The organism is Sediminibacter sp. Hel_I_10 (assembly GCF_000688335.1).
In the GTDB taxonomy this organism is placed as follows: domain Bacteria; phylum Bacteroidota; class Bacteroidia; order Flavobacteriales; family Flavobacteriaceae; genus Psychroserpens.
Map to the genome: position 1 here is coordinate 3,314,563 of NZ_JHZX01000001.1, position 23,475 is coordinate 3,338,037.

The following is a 23,475-nucleotide window of genomic DNA, read 5'->3' on the forward strand; positions in this document are numbered from 1 at the left end:
CCCATGCTGTTCATCTTCGGAAACCATCGTATCCAATAGATTATGTCAATTTTGGAAAATCTTCAGGACTTACTTCGTGCATGATCTCATATACTTTTTCAAAAATATCTTCATTTGAAGGTTTTGAAAAATAATCACCATCGGTACCATAGGCAGGGCGATGTGGTTTAGCCGTCATGGTTTGTGGCTTACTGTCTAAGAAACGGTAACCGTTTTGTGTGTTTAAAATTTCATTTAAAATATAAGCGGAAGCACCTCCAGGCACATCTTCATCAATAATCAATAAACGATTGGTCTTTTCGAGACTTTTCACGATGTCATGATTAAGATCAAAAGGCAATAAGGATTGTACATCAATAACCTCGGCATTAATACCAACTTCCATAAGATCTTTAGCGGTTTTAGCAACCATATTTAGGGTTGATCCATAAGAGACTAAAGTAATGTCATTTCCTTCTTTAACCGTTTCAACAACCCCAATAGGTGTTTTAAATCGGCCAATATTATTGGGCATTTTTTCTTTGAGTCTATAGCCGTTAAGGCATTCAATAATGAGGGCAGGCTCATCACTTTCTAAAAGCGTATTGTAAAAACCAGCGGCCTTAGTCATATTTCTTGGTACCAAGACGTGGATGCCACGAACCAAATTGATAATCCCTCCTAATTGGGATCCAGAATGCCAAATTCCCTCAAGGCGATGTCCTCGAGTTCTTATAATCAATGGTGCTTTTTGTCTGCCCTTTGTACGGTATTGAAGCGTAGCCAAATCATCGCTAATAATTTGAAGGGCATACATTAAGTAATCTAAATATTGAATCTCGGCAATTGGTCTCAAGCCACGCATTGCTAAACCAATCCCTTGACCCAGAATAGTAGCTTCACGAATACCGGCATCAGCAACTCGCAACTCTCCGTATTTTTCTTGAAGACCTTCTAAGCCTTGGTTGACATCTCCAATATTTCCTGAATCTTCACCAAACACCAAGGCATTTGGGTAGGTGTTAAAGATGGCATCAAAATTATCTCTTATAATGATTCTCCCATCTACTTCCTCTGCTTTATCAGAATATGTTGGCGGTACGTTAACAATGTTTCCAACAGCTTTATCAGACGAACTATGTAAATGAGAACTATATTTTGGTTGGATACGTGCCATAAAAGCGGTAATCCATTGTTGCAATTTTAACTTTTCTTCAGAACCTTCACCAACCACATAACGTAATACTTGTCTGGCACTGGAAAGAATATCTTTTCTAATAGGCTCTTTAATATCTTCTAAATCATTGATGATTTTGGTGATAAATGCCTTGTTTGTACTTTTCTCTGCAAGTGGCTTTAATAATTTGATAGCTTCAGAGCGGTCTGCTAGAATAGGTTCTAAATAAGCATTCCAAGCGGCTTTTTTGCCTTCTCTTACGCTCTTTTTTAAATTTTTGTCAATGGTATCGAGTTCTTCTTCCGTAGCAATATTGTTGGCAATCATCCATTGTCTCATTTTCGAGATACAATCGTGTTCTGTTTCCCAATCTAATCGCTCTTTACTTTTATAACGCTCATGAGACCCAGAAGTGGAGTGGCCTTGAGGTTGCGTGAGTTCTTGAACATGAATTAATACCGGTACATGTTCTTCACGTGCTATTTTTTCGGCCGTTTCGTAAGTGTTTACCAAAGCGTTATAATCCCAGCCTTTAACCCTTAAAATCTCATAACCATTGCCATGCTCATCACGTTGAAATCCTTTTAAGATTTCAGAAATGTTTTCTTTTGTAGTTTGGTGTCTGGCATGCACCGAGATGCCATAATCGTCATCCCAAACACTAATGACCATGGGGACTTGTAAAACCCCAGCGGCGTTAATGGTCTCAAAAAACAGACCTTCGCTTGTGCTAGCATTACCAATAGTTCCCCAGGCAATTTCATTACCATCCTTAGAGAATTTTGAAGTATCAATGCCTTTGACGTTTCTATAAATTTTAGAGGCTTGTGCCAAACCAAGTAATCTTGGCATTTGACCCGCTGTAGGAGAAATATCAGCACTAGAATTGTACTGCTCCATAAGGTTTTTCCAATTGCCATGATCGTCAAGACTGTGCGTGCCAAAATGGCCACCCATTTGTCGTCCTGCACTCATAGGATCTGCTTCTAAAGAGGTATGTGCGTATAATCCGGCAAAAAATTGCTCAATATTTAATTGATCAATCGCCATCATAAAGGTTTGATCGCGGTAATATCCTGAACGAAAATCGCCTTTTTTAAAGACCTTAGACCAGGCCAGCTGTGGCAGCTCTTTACCATCACCAAAGATTCCAAACTTTGCTTTACCCGTCAAAACTTCACGACGACCTAAAAGACTGCATTCCCTGCTGGTGATAGCGATTCGGTAATCATTCAATATTTCACTTTTAAAATCTTCAAAAGTGATGTCTTCGGTAGTTTTAGGTTCTGTCTGCATAGTGTGGAAATGGTGTTTCGCAAATTTAACGAAAGTTCGGAAATATTACAACCTTGTAGTTTGTTATAATTTTGAGAATATAGCAAAAAAAATCTTCATTTCTGATATATTAATCAAAATCAGGGATTAAATTGAATTTCTGTTAAGAATTCATTAATACCACTTTCGTCTAAATAGGCCTAATAATGCACCCGGATCAAGGGTGAATTTAATTCTGATTTTCTGGTCATAGTTGGGCTGGGCTATTTCCCAACCAAGATTGGAATACACGGGGAAGTACAATTCAAAATAATCGGTAACCAAGTCTACTTTAATTCCAGAATCATAAACAAAGGCAGGATTACGGCTCTTATTTTTAAGCAGTCCAATATCGCCATAGCCTTCTATGTATTTCCAAATGGTAGTACTTACATTACTGGTCACCATCCATTGGTTGGCAAACGCCGTATCTAGTTTTGATTTAAAACCACCTTCTGCAATGATAATCTGTTGGCTATAAATCCCAGTGTCTTCAGAGCGCCCCAAGTAATTATAGTCAAACAGGTAATCTGTAGGGCGATCTAGAGCAAAGCTGAAATAGTTAGAGTTGGCATCGGTTTTATTAAATAAGAAGGATCCTGCAAATACTCTAAAATTAAATTGGCGGTTGGTCTCAGAGAGTTTTCTATATTCATAGTTTAAAGAGATTTTCCCGAATTTTTGGGCAAACTGCAGATCGTAAAACCATTTTGAGAAATTCACCAATCCTGGGTTTGATTTCACATACCTTACGTTAAGTACGCTATAGTCTGGCTCGTCAAAATCATCTAAAACAATAGTATCGCTAAAGTCTCTCGAAATGCTTAAATATCTAAAATTCAAGAGTCGACTTTCATTTGATCTAAAATCGTCATCGTTTCTAAAAACAAAAGAAAGACTTGGTGTTAAGACTGTTACAAAGGAGTCTTCGGCAAAGGCGTTGTACTTCGCTCCAAAGCCGTAACTAATATTGTATAAATTTTGATTTTCGATATTGTGGGTATAGCCAACCGATCCACCACCAGTAAAAGATTTTGATTTGGTGGCATATTGGGGCGAAAATTTATAGTTTAAACGTTTCCTAAGTAAGGTTTTGTTATAAAATTTGGCACCTAAGGTAAGTCCGTCGTAAATGTTATTGAACTCTACTAAGGGCATTAAGAAAATTTGGTTGTAATAAGGGTCTTCAACGTCCTTAAAAACCCGAAATTGAAAAGGCTTGTTGTTAAATAAAAAGCCCTTTAATGATCTGTAATTATCTCTTAGATTAAATTCTGGGATGGTATTATCATAATTGAGCGCTAATTTTTCAATGCTATCTCTGGCAATAGTTACTGTTTTAAGATGACTAATATTCTCTACCCAAGATTTGGAAAGGATAGAGTCATTTCCCAATGTAAAGAGCGATACAGGCATCTGGTTGTCGCGCTTGTTTTTAATGGTGAGCTTAATGGAATCTTTGGTTTTGACAACCTTATCAATTTTAAAATCGATTTTTGCGCGGGTATTGATATAATCCGTAAAAAACCAATCGATATTTTTTGGGGTGTTCTTTTTTAATTCATTTTCAAAGGTTTGGGAGTTGGTCACCTTTAATTTATGATTTCTCAAATACTCCGAGAGTTGTGTTTCTACAACACCAGAATTAACAAAATCATCCAAATAGCGTAAGCCGATACCTGCTTTATATTTTCCGGCGATATTCGCATTAAATTTTAATAAAGAATCTTTTGATGTGGTTAGGGCTTGGTCTCTATTGGTACGCGCCATTTGCATGTAAAATAGGTTGAACTGATCGTTGTATTTTAAATCTGCAGCATGAAAAGATCGCACTCCCCAAATGTCGGCCAGGGTCCCTATGAGTTTTGTATCTGGATAATTATCTTCCACATACTTCATTAAATAATAGATTTGGATACCATCACGCAGCCAATAATCTTTTCTTGGGTTGATGATTAAGGTGTTCTCGAGATAATTATTGAGAGCAGTTTTGAGCAATTTCAACTCATATTGAAAATTATCGGGAAAAGGTCTGATGAAATCGGGTAACTGATTAAGACCGTACAAGGGGTCTTTTTTATAGTCATTATTGGTAATCAATAAGCGTTCGTGCGGGTAAGCTCCTAATTGTTCTGTAATAAATCTGGTGATCTTATCTGTAATCAATGCTTTCTCTTCTGGAGAAATCCCTTTGGCATCTACATTAGACATGATGGTAAAATCATCGGTCTGTACAAATTTATAATCAGATCGTTTGTTGAGAATTAGGATGGTATTGACCCGTTGTTTTCCTTCTAGAGAATAGGTTTGTCCACTGGTGGTCTGTTTAATATTGGTTGTATTTAATTCTGATACCAATTGATAGCCTAGGGGAAATGTGATTTCCATAGTCATATCAGATGGTGGCACATAGAGATCATCTAAGTTTTTATTGCTGTAAATTTCCCACTTACCGTCATACACTGCTGGGGTGAGGTACCAATATTTTAGGTGAAAATTTAAATCTTCGCTTATACCATAACCCGTGAAGGTGTCATCTGGGACCACGATGTTGTAGGTAATGGAAAGGTCGTAATAGCTATTGGGTAATAACGGCTGTTTGAGACTGACTTCAACCACATCTGGAAAGGCTTTAGTAGTATTGTAATTTAAAGAATTACCCAAGTCGTCTTTTAAATCGGTAATAGTGGTGTAGCCCCGTTGCTCACTTTTTGCGAAATGGAACTTGTCATTAAATTCTTCGGTAAAGCGTTTGGCAAGTGGTGTTTTTTTAGTGGAATAAGCATTGTTCCAATCGTTGAGGTAGATGGTATTTAAAGTATCTTGAGATGTATTTTGATACCGTATGTTTTGTGAAACGGCTATGGTTTTTTGCTGAACGTCTAAACTGGCCTTAATGTCAATGCTGTTTTGACAAAATGAAAGGCTCGTAAAGACCAATAAACATATTAAAATACCATCGTTTAGTTTCAATGCGCGACTATGAATTTTAAGGGTTGTTGGTTCGTATAAGGTAAAACACAATAGTACAACCCGTTTGCCAATTGTGATGTATCCATGTTGGTATATAACGTATTATTAATCATTATGGTTTTTACTTGTTGGCCTAAACTATTGTAAACCGTTGTAGGTTGGCCTACAATTTCCATATTTGTATTACGAAATTGTAATTGACCATCAACGACATTTGATCCTTTTATAGCCAAAGATGTAGTACTGGTAAATGAACCGGTACTTAATGATTGATTGGTGTGTAGTTCTATGGTAACGGGCAAATGGTCACTAAAATTGTATAGTGCATTTCTTATATCAAAAGAATAATCAGATCCAGAACAGTTTGAGGAATTTATAGAACTATTATAACATTGGATATTACCATTGTTGCCATACACTTGATAGCTATCTTCCACAAACGAAAGTTGAGGATTAGTCAACATGTTTTGTGATGTTAAAATAAAATCGAAGCGATCATCAAACCCTCCGCTAGATCCTCCAAGATTACCTTGAGTACGGGTAGATTGCGTCATTACATCAATGTAGTTCGTATTGTTATGCCAGTATCCTATGCTATTTGCGGGATCTACAAACGTAATGTTATTGCTTGTTGAAATTAATTCTTGAAACGATGGCTCATTACCATTATACATATTAAAATCTCCTGAGAGTACAACATTGCTATCTGAGGGAAAAGTGTCTAAATAGGTTTCTAAGTCCTCAATCATATCTAACCGGTACTGCTCATTGGTGTCACCACTTGAGGCTTTAAGATGACAAACAATCACATCTAAAATCACCGGGTTACTATTTTGGGTTGTGCTGTTTAAGAGTAACTGATAATGATTAAAGTCCCTATAAATGCTGGAAACAATGTCTTGACTTTCTAAACTAAATTTGCTGCTATCAAAATAGAGCAATTGTTGCAAGTCGTTATAGTCTCCAATAGCATCATCTGAAGAATTGGTTTGAAACACAGCGCGCTCGTAATTTGAGTTGATCAATTGAAGGGAATTCAATATGGTATTGGCACCATCTTCGGTATTGAGTTCACACACCATAAATAAATCTGGTCTATAATCATCCATGATTACTTCTAAATACTGAAGTCGATTAGGAACGGCGTTTTCCGAAGGAAAATTGAGCAAATTGTAAAACATCAATTTGAAATTCTCTTGGGAATGGCTTAGTTGAAGACCGAGCAATAAAGCAAAGGTCAAGAACATCGATTTTTTAAGCATCGTAATAAATTAGGGAAGACAAATATTAAAAGTTTGGACTTAAACCGTACTCTTTATAAAATTGGTCGAGGATATCAATAACTTCATCGGCACTGTCTACAACGTGGATCAAATCTAGATCTTTAGCGCTCACGTTATTGTTGGCCTCTAGGAGCGTTGTTTTAATCCATTCCATAAGACCGCCCCAAAAGTCTGTACCGACTAAGATGATTGGAAATTTTTCGATTTTATTGGTTTGAATCAGTGTGATGGCCTCAAAGAGCTCATCTAATGTGCCAAAACCTCCAGGCATGACTACAAAACCTTGAGAGTACTTTACAAACATCACCTTTCTTACAAAAAAGTAATCAAAATCCAAACTCTTATCATTATCTATGTAAGGATTATCGTGCTGTTCAAAAGGTAGATCTATATTAAGTCCAACCGAAGTACCTCCTGCAATGTGTGCTCCTTTGTTACCGGCTTCCATGATACCTGGACCTCCACCAGTAATAACACCATAGCCATGGGCAACAATTTTGGTAGCCACTTCTTCTGCTAATTTATAATACTTATGATCAGGTTTTGTTCTTGCTGAACCAAAAATAGAAACACATGGTCCTATTTTGCTTAATTTTTCATAGCCATTAACAAATTCTCCCATAATCTTGAATATGGCCCAACTGTCATTGGTTTTGATCTCATTCCATCCTTTGTGGTTCTGTTCTTTTCTCATATATATTCTAAGTCTATTATGTTCGCAAAATCACAAAAATAAGGCAATTGACAAGAAGAAATGTTAAAAAATAGCTATTAAAATGTGTAGATTCTCAATAAAAAAAGGCAGACCATTTGGCCTACCTTTAGTATCGTTTAAAAATTGACGTTTCTTATAATGGTCGTCGTCCAGAAATGATATTATATAAAATAACGATCACCGCGATGACCAATAAAATGTGGATTAAACTGCTAGTTCCAAGTCCTGGAACAACGCCTAAAAATCCTAGTAGCCATACTATAATACAGATGACTGCTACAAGCCAAAGAATACCCTTCATAATTGATTGTTTTAAGGTTAGAGAATAAATTTACAACATTTACTTGATGAATCTCTAGTTTAAATGCTTTTGAACACACAATTATTTGAAAAAAGGACGCATTGGTGTCAAATCTCCAATTTCACCTTATTTGAGCTCCTTTTTTAAGAATTTTGCCGTGTAGCTTTTTTTGTCTTTAATAATCTCTTCAGGAGTTCCTTTGGCTACTACTTTTCCGCCGCCTTGACCACCTTCATATCCTATATCAATAATATAGTCACACATTTTAATAACATCAAGATTGTGCTCTATAATTAAAACGGTATTGCCTTTATCAACCAATTTGTTAAGCACTAACATTAGGACTCTAATATCTTCAAAGTGGAGCCCCGTTGTAGGTTCATCTAAAATGTAAAAGGTGTTTCCCGTATCGCGTTTGCTTAATTCTGTTGCCAGTTTAATACGTTGCGCCTCACCACCAGAAAGGGTGGTGCTTTGTTGACCGAGCGTGATGTAGCCTAAGCCAACATCTTTAATGGTTTTAAGTTTTTTATGGATTTTTGGGATATGCTCAAAAAACTCGACACCTTCGGAAATGGTCATATCTAGCACATCACTAATGGATTTTCCTTTGTATCTAATTTCTAGGGTCTCTCTATTAAAGCGTTTGCCTTGGCAGGTTTCACATTCCACGTAAACATCTGGGAGAAAATTCATCTCAATAACGCGTAGTCCACCACCTTGGCAGGTCTCACAACGTCCGCCTTTTACGTTAAAACTAAAACGACCGGGCTTATAGCCACGAATCATGGCCTCTGGGATTTTAGCAAACAGACTTCGTATTTCGCTAAAGGTTCCCGTATAAGTTGCCGGGTTACTTCTGGGTGTGCGCCCTATTGGACTTTGATTGATATCAATAACCTTATCGGCATGCTCTAGCCCTTTTATGCTTTTATAGGGCATTGGGATTTTAACCCCATTAAAATAATAGGCGTTCATTATAGGATAGAGCGTCTCGTTAATTAGGGTCGATTTTCCACTTCCTGAGACCCCTGTAATACCTATCATTTTGCCTAAAGGTAGATCTATGGATACGTTTTTAAGATTGTTACCGGTGCATCCTTTAAGTGTTATTTTTTTTCCATTTCCTTTTCGTCGTTCTTTAGGCACTGGGATTTCTTTCTTTCCATTAAGATAATCTGCAGTTAGGGTGTCATGGGTCAATAACTCCTTTGGTGTCCCTATGCTGATGATTTCTCCACCATACTTACCTGCTTTGGGCCCAATATCAATAACATAATCGGCACGTTCAATCATGTCCTTATCATGCTCAACAACAATTACCGAGTTGCCAATATCACGCAGTGCAACTAAAGAATTGATAAGCTTTTCATTATCTCTTTGGTGTAAACCAATGCTTGGCTCATCTAAAATATAGAGTACTCCAACCAATTGAGATCCAATTTGGGTTGCCAAACGAATACGCTGCGCCTCACCACCAGAAAGTGATTTAGAACCGCGGTTGAGCGAGAGGTAATCCAATCCGACATCAAGTAAAAACTGTAAGCGGTTTTTGATTTCCTTAATGATTTCTTCGGCAATTTGAAGTTGGGTCTTGCTTAAGTGTTGGCTTAAGTTTTGAAACCAGTCTGCTAAATCGACGATGTCTTTTTGAGCTAATTCGGCAATATTAAGTCCATTTACTTTAAAGTAAAGGGATTCTTTTCTTAGCCTTGAGCCTTCACAATCTGGACATTCTACCTTGTCCATATATTCTTTTGCCCATCTTTTCAACGAGGTCGTGTCTGCATTTTCATATTGGCTTTCTATAAAATTGGCAACGCCTTCAAAATCTATTTTATACTCTCGGGTTACCCCAAGTGTTTTGCTTTCTACAGTAAATTTATCATTGCCACCATACATGATCATTTGTTTCGCTTCCTTCGGAAGGTCTTTATAGGGGTCACTCAGTTTAAAATCAAACCGTTGGGCAATGGTTTCAAATTGTTTAAAGATCCAACTGTTTTTTTGTGGACCATGAGGTGCCAAAGCACCTGCTTTAATAGAAAGACTGTCATCTGGAACAATCTTAGTCTCGTTCACTTTATATAAGGTGCCAATACCATTACAGGTAGGGCAAGCGCCCTTTGGCGAGTTGAACGAAAAGTTATTTGGCTCAGGATTGGGGTAGGAGATGCCAGAACTTGGGCACATCAAATTTCGACTAAAATAACGTGCTTCATTACTGTCTTGATCCAGCACCATAAGCACATCATCACCATGATACATGGCGGTGTTAATGGTTTCAGAGAGTCGCTTATCGTTATCAGCAGTGTCATCAATTTTGAGTCGGTCAATGACAATCTCAATATCGTGAGTTTTATAACGGTCTAACTTCATGCCCTTGACAATGTCTTTAACTTCGCCGTCGGTTCTTACTTTTACAAAGCCTTGTTTTGCAATTTGTTCAAAAAGTTCACGATAATGTCCCTTTCTAGAGCGAATTACCGGAGACAAGATGTTAATGCGTTTGCCTTGATAACTTTCTTTAATCAACTCTTTGATTTGCTCATCGCTATAGCTTACCATTTTTTCGCCAGTATTATAGCTGTATGCATCACTGGCACGCGCATAAAGCAGACGTAAAAAATCATAAATCTCAGTGATGGTGCCCACTGTGGAGCGCGGTGATTTACTCGTTGTTTTTTGCTCAATGGCAATTACAGGAGAAAGGCCGTCAATCTTGTCAACGTCTGGACGCTCTAGACCACCTAAAAACTGACGTGCATAGGCCGAGAAGGTTTCTATATAACGCCGCTGGCCTTCTGCATAAATGGTGTCAAAAGCCAAAGAAGATTTCCCACTACCAGAAAGTCCTGTAATGACCACCAATTGCTCTCTGGGTATGGTAACATCAATGTTTTTTAAGTTATGAACTCTCGCTCCTTTTACCTCAATGGCATCCTCAAATTTGCTCATAAATACTGCTGAAATTATCTTTTGAATAACAAAGTTGCAAAGGTAAGGATTTCTGTTGTTAATTGATAGTTAAGAGGATTGCTCAAAAGAAGAGGATTAGGGCTTTATTAGGACTTGGTTTTGCTGCCAATAGTAAGCAGTTCATTCCATTGTGTGGTGTATCTTGGGCTGCGATGCTCTTTAATGAGCGCCCATTCTTTCTCGCGATTACCAACTGTGGCCAATTTAATTTTGTTTTTACCGAATTTACCGTTCATCTCATCCATGAGTTGGGTTAAGATGTCATCTGCAACATCTGAGCTGTCTTGAAACAAGCTGGTTTGGATATGATGCTCTGGCACCAATCCCATTAAATTCACGCCTACTTTTTTGTAGCGATAGCCCGTTTTGAAAATAGCTTTCAGGCCTTTAAGCGCCGTCTTTGTTAAGAGGATGGTGCTATTGGTTGGCTGATCTAACGTCAATACAATGGTGTTTTTATACTGCTTATCAGAGTCACTGTGGTAGTTTGTGGTTAAATAAATTTCAATTTTGGTAGCAGCACTTTTTTGTTGCCGTAAGAGGTCTGCAACTTCGGAAACGTAATAACTACATGCTTCTTGAATAAGAGAATAATCGGTAAGCTTATAACCAAAGGATTTTGCCGTGCCGATGCCTTTTTTAGGATCTGGAGCGGTGGTCAATTGAAGGCAAATATCGTTATTGAGTTCGCGCCATAAACGTTCGCCAATAACAGTCATTTGCTTGCGTACCCACGCAACTGGCATTTCAGCAAAATCATAAGCCGTATGTTTTCCTGCATTTTGTAAGCGCTTGGCATGTTGCTTGCCAATGCCCCATGTATCTTTTATGGCAATGTATTTAAGGAGTTCGATGCGTTTTTCTTCCGAAGTAACCACGTAAGTCCCCTTGTTTGCGACGCTTTTTTTAGCATATCTATTGGCTAATTTTGAGAGCGATTTTGTTTTGGCAATACCAACGCCTACAGGGATTCCTGTATGTTGATAGACGGTGTTCTTGATGTCTTTTGCAATTTGTTCTAAGTCTTCATCAGCATAATGCGATAAGTCTACAAAACTTTCGTCAATGCTATATTCTTCAACCTTGGGTGAAAATAATTTAAGCGTGTCCATCACCCGACGAGACATGTCACTATACAGTGTGTAGTTAGACGAAACACACACCACATTATTGGCCTCAAGAATCTGTTTAATTTTAAATACGGGCTGAAACATGGGAATGTGTGCCAATGCTTTGGCCTCTGCATTGGCGGCAATGATGCATCCATCATTATTGCTCAGTACCACAACAGGTTTGTTTTTTAGATCGGGACGAAACACTTGTTCGCAAGAGGCATAAAAACTGTTGCAATCTACCAGCGCTATCATGACAATACTGATTTTATAATGTGGGTAATAATGCCCCAAACTTCGTATGTGGTTTGTGCTTTAAGTCGTTCTACCTTAAACTCACCGTCGGTAATAATCAAGGCCAAGTAGTGTTTAGATGCGGGAATGGATTTATCAACGATGAGCACATCATTTCTACAAATGCCAAAGTCCATAAAGCTATCGTCGGCCAGTCTTACATAAAACGTAGCATTTTTGTTTTTTATCAAAACCTCGTTTAAATCGATGGCGGGTTCAGAATAATGTGTGGCAGGACTGGAGAATCCTGTTTGAGTAGGTCGCTGTACGCGATAATTTCTAGAAGAACGCTCAACGGGGCTTACGGTGTATTTATTCATAGGACATTAAAATTTAGAGCTATTAACGAGCCGAATTTAACCTAAAATAACCAATGCTACAATTAATAGTTTTAAATACTACAAATTGTAGTTATTTAAAAAATGTTAATTCTAGGCTTACAGTTCATTTTCCATTTGTGGTTTTCAAATCAATTACTATACTTGTAGGACTTAAAATTTGAAATCATGCAATTACTAGGAATAGGTTCAAGAATACACCATAGCGAATTTGGAAAAGGCGTCGTAACCAATGTCACTTCAAAACATTATTGGGTCACGTTTATAGAGGCCGGACTAGAAACCATTGAGATTGACAGCGATTTTGAGGTGATTGAGGCTTGCGAAGATGAGGTAGACAGTGTGAGCTTTGCGGAGGTTGAAAGTAGTTTGGTACATATTTTAAAACGATGGAGCGATGTCAGCGAGGTGGTACCAATTACCGATAAATGGAAAGGCGGGAAATTGATTTTAGAACCGGGAGATACCACGCTTCAAGGCAAAGAGTTGCCTATAGACAGTTTCTTCCATAAAATTACCATGGTGCGCGATCGATTGCGTGTTATGGAGCAGAAAATCAATGCCAGTAAAAACTTAGATGAACAGGAGAAGATTGATCTTCAACAATACCTTACTAGAAGTTATGGAAGTTTAACGTCTTTTAATGTGTTGTTTAAACTGAAAACCCAACAGTTTGTGGGACAGAAATCTAGTTAGTTCTGTTGCTGAAATATGCTTTTTTTATTAGGATTATATAGAAAATTAAAGGTATAAATAAGCATATAACTACAGATGACACGGTGTAATTAGCCCCAACCACATGCAAACTTCTTAACATATCAGCAGACTTATTAAATAACGTTTTTGACAAATTAGAAAAATCGGAGATGAGTAATACGGTCATTATGATAATGGCATAAAAACAACTAAAACAGTAAATGTTCTTACCTTTTATTTTATCGATCATTAGGGTCCAAGATAAAGGCAAGATTATAAACCAAATTATAATATTGATTTCCTTGTACGTGAAACCTGAAATTTTGGAGAGATACAGGAGACACTCGTAGGTAAAATTAAAAATGTCCTTCATCTGTTGTCGTTTTTTTAGAGTATCAGACACAATCCATAGTTTCATTCTATCTCTTGCAAATGTCCAAATTATGCAGTTATAGCTTTAATTGAACCTACGTTTATGGTCTTCATTTTCAGAAGAATCAGTTTTTAGATCTCCAATCTCCAGACCTAAAAACAAGAACTTATGAAAGGTGGGTAATTTGGCACCGGTCTCGGTTATGGTCCAATCATTCCAAGAGGCTTCAAGACCATCAATGGGCAGAATATCGACCCACATTTGAAAACTCTGGGGCATTCCTTTTTCATTTAAATGCCATAAGTAGGAGTCTCCAGGGGTGGAGCCGCCAGAGGTGTAAGTCACTAAAAGGGCATCTTTATGGTCTTCGGTATTTACCAAGCGACGCTCTACCCCGTCATCAAAAACCTTGTAAGGCGCTACCAGCCAAAACGTATCGTTATTAAAGTAATCGGTCGCTTTTTTTATATAGTCTTGCTTTTCTTTTCCATCGTACTTTTGGTCGGCTACAAATACTTGAGAGTTGTTTGTATGTGCTAAATCAAGTTCGACTCTAAAAGATTTCCAAAACACAGCACAGGTGTTGTTGGCTTTATCCCATTCGTAATGATGGCGATTTTTAAATGTAAATTCGATATAGTTAGTGGCTTGATAGGCCTCATCATCCAAAGCATCAAGCATTTTTGTGGCCAGAGCATCTGCTTGAGCACCTTCTGTACCTTGAGGTAACGCTTCATTATATTTGAGGTACATGAATAGAAAAAGAAGGAGGGTGGGCAACGTAAAGAAAACGATGATCCCACCAATGATTTTCAGAATTTTTGTTGGCTTTGCCATGGTTGGTTTTTTATGATTTAAGTATCAACTAATGTAGTTCCAAATGTTCTTGTACTTTCCTAAAGCACGATAGGTTTGTAAAACGACCTTATGGTCAGGATGAACCAAAGTAGGATCTGCGCTAAGAATACGTTTGGCGTAAAACCGAGAGCTTTGCAAAATATCCTTGTCCTTGATAACGTCAGCAATTTTTAGATGAAGCACTCCGCTCTGTTGCGTCCCCATAATATCCCCAGGACCACGTAGCTTTAAATCGACTTCGGCAATTTCAAAACCATCGCTTGTTCTGGTCATGGTTTCTAAACGCACTTTACTATCCTGACTCAGTTTATGTCCCGTCATTAAGATACAATAACTCTGCTCGGCACCTCTACCCACACGGCCACGCAATTGGTGCAATTGCGATAAACCAAACCGCTCTGCACTTTCAATGATCATTACCGAGGCATTTGGAACATTTACCCCAACTTCAATGACCGTAGTGGCCACCATAATTTGTGTTTGTGCGTTAACAAAACGCTGCATTTCATAGTCTTTGTCTGCCGGTTTCATTTGTCCGTGCACAATTGAGATTTGATATTTTGGCTGCGGAAATTCTCTTACAATACTTTCATAGCCATCCATTAAATCTTTGTAATCCATTTTTTCGCTTTCCTGAATTAAAGGATAAACGATGTAGATCTGACGTCCTTTTTCGATTTCATCGCGCATAAATCGCATCACTTTCAAGCGATTTTTATCAAACCGATGTACTGTTTTGATTTTTTGTCTCCCTGGAGGTAACTCGTCAATAACCGAAATATCCAGATCGCCGTAAACAGACATGGCTAAAGTGCGGGGTATGGGCGTTGCAGTCATCACGAGAACGTGTGGCGGAATGGTGTTTTTAGCCCAAAGTTTAGAACGTTGTGCCACCCCAAACCGATGTTGCTCGTCAATAATGGCAAGTCCCAGATTTTGAAATTTCACTTTGTCTTCCAAAAGGGCATGTGTACCTATCAAAATATGGAGGGCACCACTTTCCAAATCGGCATGAATGATCTTGCGTTGCGACCTGTTGCTAGAACCTGTAAGTAGCGCGATAGAGATGTCCATTTTCTCAGCCAGTTCGCTTAAACCTTGATAATGTTGTATGGCTAAAATTTCCGTAGGAGCCATTAAACAGGCTTGAAAATTATTGTCTAAAGCCATGAGCATGCTCATAAAAGCCACAATGGTTTTGCCCGAGCCAACGTCTCCTTGTAGCAAGCGGTTCATTTGCGCATTGCTTCCCAAATCTTGTCTAATTTCCTTTAAAACACGCTTTTGGGCATTGGTCAAATCAAACGGTAAATGGTGTTTGTAAAAGGTGTTGAAATAGGTCCCGACCGAATCAAAATTAAACCCTTTGATTTTCGATTTATGAATAAGGTTCTTTAAAATAAGCTGAATTTGGATGTAAAATAGTTCCTCAAACTTTAATCGAAATTCGGCTCTCGCCAAAAGATCTTGTTGCTTGGGGAAATGAATATTGAGAAGGGCTTCGCTTTTAGAGAGCAATTTCAACTCAGAAAGAATACCCGAAGGCAGTGTTTCAACAAAACGCCCGTTGGTTTCTAAAAAGAGATTTTGCATGATCGTATTGAGCACTTTATTGGTCACGCCTTTGTTAGAGAGTTTTTCGGTAGAAGGATACACCGGCTGCATGGCCGACCTCAGGTTTTGTTCGTGACTGCTCAGTAACTCCATCTCGGGATGAGGCAGGCTAAAAAGACCATTGAACCAATTAACCTTTCCAAAGATGACGTAAGGCACATTCAATTTCACGTTTTCCTTAATCCACTTTTGACCACGAAACCAAACCAACTCCATACTGCTGGTATCATCTTGAAATCTTGCCACCAAGCGTTTGCCTCTGTTTTGAGCAATCTCTTTAAACCCTGTGATTTTGCCAATAATTTGAACCTCGGCACTATTACGTTCTAATTGGTTGATTTTATAGTATTGCGTGCGGTCTAAATACCGATTGGGAAAGAGGTTGATTAAGTCTTGATAGGTATGTATCCCCAATTCACTGCGTAGCAAATCGGCCCGATTTGGGCCAACTCCCTTAAGGTAATCGATAGGTGTTTGGAGGTTGGTACTCATATTTGCGAATTTACTGAATTCCTACGAAGACAGGAATTCAAAAAACAGTCTTATCCTAAGGTTATCTTTTGAGAGTGACATTCGTGTACATTTCAAAAGTAATCCCTTGAACCTGCTTCCTCAATAAATCGTTTTATTGTATTTTGGTGACATTCTTGCAATACCCAAATAATGAAACTAGTCTTTTACCTTTTATGTTTACTTTTTTTCTTCGGAAATGTGAGCGCTCAACAAACCGAACGTGTTGATTTTAAAAGCATCAAGGCATATCTGTCTTTTGCAAATCAAGACCAACAGGTTTATGGAGCACTTAAGTTGACCTTTGAGATTTTAGAATCGACCGATTCAATTTATCTAGATGCCAAAAACTTTAAGTTGACTACGCCTGTAAATTATATAAAAGATGATCAAAGTTTGACAATGTTGTCAAAAGTCGACGATCAAAAACTATGGCTGATGCATCCATTCAAAGCGAAGCAAACATACGTTGTGACGTTTGATTACAGTGCCAGCCCATCAAAAGCACTCTACTTTATTGAAGATCAGATCTGGACGCAGGGCCAAGGAAAATACACCAGCAACTGGCTGCCAAGTATTGATGATGTAAACGATAAGATTGAGTTTGATTTAAAAATCACTTACACCAGCGGTTTTGAGGTTATCGCTAATGGAAAGTTGATGGATAAAATAGAAGATGGGCAAAATACCATATGGTCTTATGATATGCAAAAGCCTATGCCAAGTTATTTGGTGGCTCTCGCTATAGGCAAGTATCATAAACAAACAGAGACTTCAAAAAGCGGGATCCCTTTATCTTACTATTTTTATCCTGAAGATTCCTTAAAAGCAGAGCCAACCTATCGGTATTCTAAACAAATGTTTGATGTTTTGGAAGAAGAGATTGGTGTACCTTTTCCTTGGCAAAATTATAAGCAAGTTCCTGTAAAAGATTTTCTGTATTCAGGAATGGAAAACAGCACGCTCACCATTTTTTCAGATAGTTTTGTGGTAGATTCCATTGGATTTAACGATAAAAATTACATTACGGTAAATGCCCATGAGCTCGCTCATCAATGGTTTGGTGATGATGTAACCGCAAGCTCTGGAGAACACCATTGGTTGCAAGAGGGCTTTGCAACGTATTATGCACTTTTAGCTGAGCGTTCTGTTTTTGGAGAAGACCATTATTATTGGCAATTGTTTGAGTATGCACAAGAGTTGATTGCTCAAGAAGAAGCTGGCGAAAGCACTGCCTTGCTCAATCCAAAATCAAGTAGCACCACCTTTTATAAAAAAGGCGCTTGGGCACTTCATATATTGCGGGAGCAGGTAGGCGATTCTGCATTTCAATTGGCAGTAAAACAGTATTTAGAGAAGAACGCTTATGCTAATGTAGAGACTCAAGATTTTATTTCGGAAGTGGAGCAGGCCAGTGGTTTTGATCTCTCACAATTTGAAGCCGATTGGCTTACGGGGATCACACTTCCCGAAGATGCTATGGTTAAAAGTTTAAAAGTTTCCGAATTTATGAGCACCTATTTTGGTGTTAATTGCGAAGTATTTTCTCAAAAATGTAAGGATTATCTTGTGTCTAATATTTCCGATAAGGCAAAAATCAAGGTCATTGCTCAAATGCCAAATCATGTTGAAGCTGAGGTCTTTGCTACTAGTCTGGAAGTGAGACAGGCCATCTCCAGATATGTGCAAACCATCTCTCCAGATCTTAAATCAAAATACGAGACCTTGCTGAATGATAAGTCGTATCTCACCATTGAAAATGCACTTTATAATTTATGGGCCAGCTTCCCAGAAGAGCGTGTAAAGTACTTAGAGAAGACCAAAACCGTCATGGGATTCAACGATAAGAACGTGCGTTTGCTTTGGCTCGCGCTCCACCTAAATACTTTAGAATATCAAACAGATCAAAAACAAGCGGTGTTAGAAGAACTTATTGGGTATTCATTGCCAGATCAACATTTTGAAGCGCGCATGAATGCCTTTAACTATTTGAAATTGTTAGGAGCATGGGATAAACCATCCCTATCAAGTTTAATTGAGGCAAGCCATCACCATGTTTGGCAATTTTCGAAATTTGCTAAAAATCTGATCGCCGAACTTGAAGCGGACCCAAATTTAAAAATGCTTATTTCCGAAGCAAAACTTAAAATCAAATCATAAGATGAGAGCATTAGTGATATCTGGAGGAGGAAGTAAAGGCGCTTTTGCAGGAGGCGTCGCCCAATATTTAGTGGAGAACAAACAAAACCACTACGATATTTTTATAGGCACCTCTACGGGCAGTTTGTTGGTGTCTCACTTGGCCTTAAAAAAAGTCCAGAAAATTAAAGAGGTCTATACCAATGTCGATCAAAACTCCATTTTTAGCGTTTGCCCTTTTATTATTAAAAAGAAAAAAGGCGTCGAGACGATTGGGATCAATCATTTTAATGTGCTTCGGAATATTTTAAAAGGCAGTAAGACCTTTGGAGAAAGTTATAATTTAAAATCGCTAATTAAGGAAACGCTATTACGTGATGAATTTGAAACTTTAAAAGAAAGCGCATTGGATGTTGTGGTAACAGTTTCAAACTTATCTATTAATGAAGTAGAGTATAAGTCTATAAAAGAACTGGATTATGAAGAGTTTTGTGAGTGGGTTTGGATTTCCTGTAATTACACACCATTTATGTCTTTAGTGAAAAAAAATGGTTGCGAGTATGCTGATGGTGGGCTTGGCTCTATGGTTCCCATTGAAGAAGCCATTAAACGTGGTGCCACGGTTGTAGATGCCATTGTTTTGCAAACTGAGGTGACGGTATTTAACCGAATGCCCTCTATAAATGCCTTCTCATTGCTCACCAATATGTTTGCCTTTATGTTGGATAGAATTGAAAACAGCAACATTAGGATTGGGAAATTTGTAGCCACCAATCAAAATGCGATTATTAATTTTTACTACACTCCAACGGTGCTAACCACCAATTCGCTTATTTTCAAAAAAGATAAAATGACACAATGGTGGGAGCGCGGTCTTACTCATGCCAAGCTCAAAAATGAAGAGCATAGCCAGTTGAATGCCGGTACAGAATAATTTTTTGAAATACCCAGAAGTAGCTAAACAGAAACTTGCTCAGCAAACAAAACGTTTCTGTTTTGATAAAATAAACTTAACTCCAAATACTAGAAACTTCGTCTTTTATAAAAGCCAATCCAGCATCTCCTGGAGCACGTTTGTCCATCATATCGGTTAAGATGACTTCACGTAATTTGTCTGCAGACGTTACTTTTTCTGAAATCGTCGATTTCCGAATCATTTGAATGGTTGCATTTTTGGCAGTGACTATAATGCTCCAACAATCATCACTAATATAAATTTGTTGTGCAAGGTTATGCTCAAACTCTTGTTCAATACTCGCAATAAGGAGGCTTTCGTAATCTTCTTTATTGGTTGAGGTTGGAGCTACTCTTACCACTAATTTTGTAGGTTTTGTACGCTCTAAAAATAATGAGAAGCGTTCATAAGCTTGCAACCGCGACGGAAGCGCCTGCTGATGGAGCTCTTTTTTTATTTGAAAATTTCGTCTCTGATTCTCATTATCAGAATATTGCTTAAAGAAGTAGTATGCTACTGCTCCAGTAATTGCTGCTGGGATACAGTAAAATAAGAGGGATAAAATATCGTCTTCCATGACCTGTTATGCTTTTGGGCTGTAAACTTAAATAATTTTCTAGCGAATAGTTAAGAAATTTAGACTTTGTGTCCGCCTAAATGCATGCAATCCTTAAGGTCTTGCATTGATGTAAACGGAACTGGAACTTTATGATAGTGATAGGTATTGCTCAATTCCTTGGATAAATTATGATCATCCACATTTACTTCAATATCATCCATAGTAAATTGGCAAGGATGCTCATAGCCCGCCGCGTGGGTGATTTCGATCAATTCTTTTCTAAAGGTTTTAAAATACTGTGCCAAACGTTCTGATTTTAAGGGTACATCAATACCGTGTTGTAACCATTTGTTTTGAGTAGCAACACCACTTGGGCAACGGTTGGTGTGGCACACTTGCGCCTGGATGCAGCCAATGCTCATCATGGCCTCACGGGCAACATTAATACAATCGGCTCCCATAGCAAAGGCCATAGCAGCTTTGGCAGGAAAGCCAAGTTTCCCGCTGCCAATAAAAACGATATGTTGGGCAAGGCCTTTCTTTTTAAATAATTTGTAGAGGTCTCCAAACCCATAAACCCAAGGTAAAGAAACGTGGTCTGCAAAACTCGGAGGAGCTGCACCGGTACCGCCTTCGCCACCATCTACTGTTATAAAATCTGGTCCTTGGCCCGTTTTGAGCATGTAGTCGGCTAGCTCTTCCCATTGTCCTAGTTTACCAATGGCAGCTTTTACGCCCACTGGTAATCCGGTTTCTCTGGCGATGTCTTCGATGAGCTGTACCATCTCGGGAATTGTTGAAAAAGCCTTATGGTTTGGAGGAGATAATACGGTTTTACCGACTTCAACACCTCTAATTTCAGCAATTTCCTTACTGATTTTCGAACCTGGAAGCACCCCACCTTTCCCTGGCTTTGCACCTTGGGATAACTTCACTTCAATGGCTCTTATAAAAGGATTGTCTTTAACAAGTTGCTTCATTTTTTCCATAGAAAAATTGCCGTCTTCGGTTCTTACTCCAAAATATCCAGTGCCAAAATGAAAAACCACATCACCGCCATTTTTATGATAGGGAGACAATCCACCCTCGCCGGTATTGTGGTAAGCTCCTGCAATTTTAACACCCTTGTTCAAAGATTCAATAGCCTTGGCCGATAAAGAACCGTAACTCATGGCGGAGACGTTGATAACAGATTTTGGACGAAAGGGTTTTTCGCGTTTATGATAAGCGCCAATCACTTTAGCGCAAGGTAAAAATGAGTTGTCTGTTTCGTTTGGGTGGCCTTGCTTCATTTTAAAAGGAAACATGGCATTGTTTACAAATAAATGTTGATGGGCGTAAATATCGCGATCGGTACCAAAACCCTCGTAATTATTTTCGTTTTTTGAAGAGGCATATACCCAACCACGTTCGATACGATTAAAAGGCAACTCTTCTCTATTATTGGCTACAAGATATTGACGCAACTCTGGGCCAATACTCTCCAGGGCATATCGCAAATGTCCCACAATAGGAAAGTTGTGACTAATGGTGTGGGGGCGTTGTAAAACATCCCGTATTGCCACGATTAGCAACACTATGAGAATCCACATCCACCATGATATGTTTGATAAAAAGTCTAAAACCGTATCCATAATTTTTTCTTTGAGCGTAAAGATATTTAAAATAAATTGTTGTCATTAGCCCGAAAGATTATCTTTATAACATGAACAGTAGAACTAAGAAAATAGCACTGATACTGGGAGGTATTGTAGTGCTCATTATAGCGGTTTTTTTTATTGCAGATGATGTTGCGAATCGCAAATTTGAAGCAATGGTTGAAAAATTACCGTCTCATATCAAGTTGCAATACGATGATTTTGACCTCAATATTTTAGGCGGAAATTTGACGCTCGTTAACCCCGTCTTAACCATTAAAGGTGAGACTACGGGAGAAGTCAATGCAAGGGTTGAACTGAAAACTGTTGCAGTAGAAGATTTGAGTTATTGGACGTATTTGGTTCATGATACAATCGCTATTGAAAGTATCCGATTTGTATCGCCAAAAATGACCTACTATCACAATGATCAAATAAGCGAAAGTTCGTATAATACTTCTGCTCAAAAACAGTTCAAAAAAGCAATTCAAGTTCAGAATTTTGAAATTTCCGAGGCAGATATAGAGGTATTTCAATATGGAACAGATTCCTTGATTTTTAAGACAGAAGCCTTGAATCTTAGCTTAGATCAGCTTAAGGTCAATTCAAAGACGATGGCCTCTAAAGTACCAATGGACTTTAAAGCACTATCAATACAAACCAAAAACCTTAAATATCGAGTGAATCCTTACGATGATTTGAGTGTTGGTGCGATTGCTATTACCAAGGAGCATTCTACATTCTCTAACTTGAAATTACAGACAACATATTCTAAAGAAAAGCTATCGACCTTGATTGATAAAGAGCGTGATCATTTTGATTTGGTGATGCCTTCCATAGAATTCCAAGGACAGGATGTTGGGTTTCATCAAGACTCAGTGTTTGATTTCCGAAGTAAAAAAATCATTTTAGACCAACCTAAGTTAGAGGTTTATCGGGATAAATTATTGGCAGATGAGATGTCACAGAAAGCGTTGTACAGTAAAATGTTGCGTAATCTCAAGTTTAACTTAGATATTCAAGAAATCTCAATTAATAAGGGCACTATTGTTTATGAAGAAAAAGTGAAACCAGGCAACTCTGCAGGGCAATTGGATTTTAAGCAATTGGACGCTACTATTACAAACCTAGGAAATACTTATGGTGAAGGGGAGCTTACTAAAATTGATATCAATACCACCTTTATGAAAAGCACACCGCTTGAAATTGATTGGAATTTTGATGTCAACGATGTCAATGACCGCTTTACATTTAAAGCGCGATTAGGCATGCTCCATGCCGAAGACCTTAATGCGTTTATGAAACCTAATCTAAATATCAAATTAGAGGGCGAGTTGATCAAGACCTATTTTACCATTGACGGAAATAATAATAAATCGCACGTAGATTTGAAAACAGATTATGACGAATTTGATATCGTCATTCTTCAAAAGGATGGTAGGGAAAAGAACAAGTTACTTTCTGGCCTCGTTAACTTATTGGTGGCCAAATCTAGTGATCAAAAAGACAGCGATTATCGATATGGTAGTTCTAGCGACATTGAGCGCAATAAAACAAAGTCGATATTTAACTACGTTTGGATCAATGCAAAAAGTGGTCTGCAATCTGCAATGACGGGCTCTGGTAAAAAGAAAGATTAACTACTGTTTAAAACCGTTTATAACTTTAA

At 38.2% G+C, this 23,475-nt stretch carries 16 protein-coding genes; 4 read left to right on the forward strand and 12 right to left on the reverse strand.

Annotated features, from left to right (window positions below; translation table 11 throughout):
* Positions 1 to 40 precede the first annotated feature (40 nt).
* The 8 genes from P176_RS0114915 to P176_RS0114945 form a co-directional block, all read right to left on the reverse strand.
* A complete protein-coding gene (locus P176_RS0114915; protein ID WP_026755459.1) occupies positions 41 to 2,452 on the reverse strand; it encodes a thiamine pyrophosphate-dependent enzyme in 2,412 nt (803 codons plus the stop codon).
* 153 nt (positions 2,453 to 2,605) lie between these two features.
* Complete coding sequence (locus P176_RS0114920) at positions 2,606 to 5,443, reverse strand: metalloprotease (RefSeq protein WP_037348973.1); 2,838 nt, start codon at positions 5,441 to 5,443, stop codon at positions 2,606 to 2,608.
* Entirely contained in the window at positions 5,440 to 6,690 is a 1,251-nt protein-coding gene (locus P176_RS0114925; RefSeq protein WP_156033105.1) for a hypothetical protein, read from the reverse strand. Before P176_RS0114925 ends, P176_RS0114920 begins: the two co-directional genes overlap by 4 nt.
* A gap of 40 nt (positions 6,691 to 6,730) precedes the next feature.
* Complete coding sequence (locus P176_RS0114930) at positions 6,731 to 7,420, reverse strand: TIGR00730 family Rossman fold protein (protein ID WP_026755462.1); 690 nt, start codon at positions 7,418 to 7,420, stop codon at positions 6,731 to 6,733.
* Positions 7,421 to 7,574: 154 nt separating this feature from the next.
* Positions 7,575 to 7,742: a lmo0937 family membrane protein gene (locus P176_RS20445; RefSeq protein WP_156033107.1), complete on the reverse strand. Its 168-nt coding sequence runs from the start codon at positions 7,740 to 7,742 to the stop codon at positions 7,575 to 7,577.
* Positions 7,743 to 7,868: 126 nt separating this feature from the next.
* A complete protein-coding gene (uvrA, locus tag P176_RS0114935) occupies positions 7,869 to 10,700 on the reverse strand; it encodes an excinuclease ABC subunit UvrA (RefSeq protein WP_026755463.1) in 2,832 nt (943 codons plus the stop codon).
* A gap of 107 nt (positions 10,701 to 10,807) precedes the next feature.
* A complete protein-coding gene (locus P176_RS0114940; RefSeq protein ID WP_026755464.1) occupies positions 10,808 to 12,088 on the reverse strand; it encodes a Y-family DNA polymerase in 1,281 nt (426 codons plus the stop codon).
* Entirely contained in the window at positions 12,085 to 12,447 is a 363-nt protein-coding gene (locus P176_RS0114945; RefSeq protein WP_026755465.1) for a S24 family peptidase, read from the reverse strand. Before P176_RS0114945 ends, P176_RS0114940 begins: the two co-directional genes overlap by 4 nt.
* Before the next feature lie 186 nt (positions 12,448 to 12,633).
* On the opposite strand from P176_RS0114945, the gene P176_RS0114950 reads away from it, so the two are divergent.
* Positions 12,634 to 13,161: a hypothetical protein gene (locus tag P176_RS0114950; protein WP_026755466.1), complete on the forward strand. Its 528-nt coding sequence runs from the start codon at positions 12,634 to 12,636 to the stop codon at positions 13,159 to 13,161.
* Between the two features lie 457 nt (positions 13,162 to 13,618).
* On the opposite strand, the gene P176_RS19585 is transcribed toward P176_RS0114950, so the two are convergent.
* Together P176_RS19585 and recG are read right to left on the reverse strand one after the other, a co-directional pair.
* Positions 13,619 to 14,371 (reverse strand): hypothetical protein, encoded by a 753-nt coding sequence (locus P176_RS19585; RefSeq protein ID WP_051605518.1) that lies wholly within the window; start codon positions 14,369 to 14,371, stop codon positions 13,619 to 13,621.
* A gap of 24 nt (positions 14,372 to 14,395) precedes the next feature.
* Positions 14,396 to 16,498: an ATP-dependent DNA helicase RecG gene (recG, locus tag P176_RS0114965; RefSeq protein ID WP_026755468.1), complete on the reverse strand. Its 2,103-nt coding sequence runs from the start codon at positions 16,496 to 16,498 to the stop codon at positions 14,396 to 14,398.
* A 171-nt stretch (positions 16,499 to 16,669) separates the two neighbouring features.
* Between recG and P176_RS0114970 the strand changes: the two genes are divergently transcribed.
* On the forward strand, positions 16,670 to 18,676 hold the full coding sequence (locus P176_RS0114970) for a M1 family metallopeptidase (protein ID WP_026755469.1): 2,007 nt from the start codon (positions 16,670 to 16,672) through the stop codon (positions 18,674 to 18,676).
* 1 nt (position 18,677) lies between these two features.
* Positions 18,678 to 19,589: a patatin family protein gene (locus P176_RS0114975; protein WP_026755470.1), complete on the forward strand. Its 912-nt coding sequence runs from the start codon at positions 18,678 to 18,680 to the stop codon at positions 19,587 to 19,589.
* A gap of 76 nt (positions 19,590 to 19,665) precedes the next feature.
* On the opposite strand, the gene P176_RS0114980 is transcribed toward P176_RS0114975, so the two are convergent.
* The gene (locus P176_RS0114980) at positions 19,666 to 20,187 is read right to left on the reverse strand and encodes a hypothetical protein (protein WP_026755471.1); all 522 of its coding nucleotides are present in this window, start codon (positions 20,185 to 20,187) and stop codon (positions 19,666 to 19,668) included.
* 59 nt (positions 20,188 to 20,246) lie between these two features.
* Positions 20,247 to 21,803: an FMN-binding glutamate synthase family protein gene (locus P176_RS0114985; protein ID WP_026755472.1), complete on the reverse strand. Its 1,557-nt coding sequence runs from the start codon at positions 21,801 to 21,803 to the stop codon at positions 20,247 to 20,249.
* Between the two features lie 71 nt (positions 21,804 to 21,874).
* Here P176_RS0114985 and P176_RS0114990 point away from each other — a divergent pair, with 71 nt between their 5' ends.
* The gene (locus P176_RS0114990; protein WP_026755473.1) at positions 21,875 to 23,446 is read left to right on the forward strand and encodes a hypothetical protein; all 1,572 of its coding nucleotides are present in this window, start codon (positions 21,875 to 21,877) and stop codon (positions 23,444 to 23,446) included.
* The last annotated feature ends 29 nt before the right edge of the window (positions 23,447 to 23,475 follow it).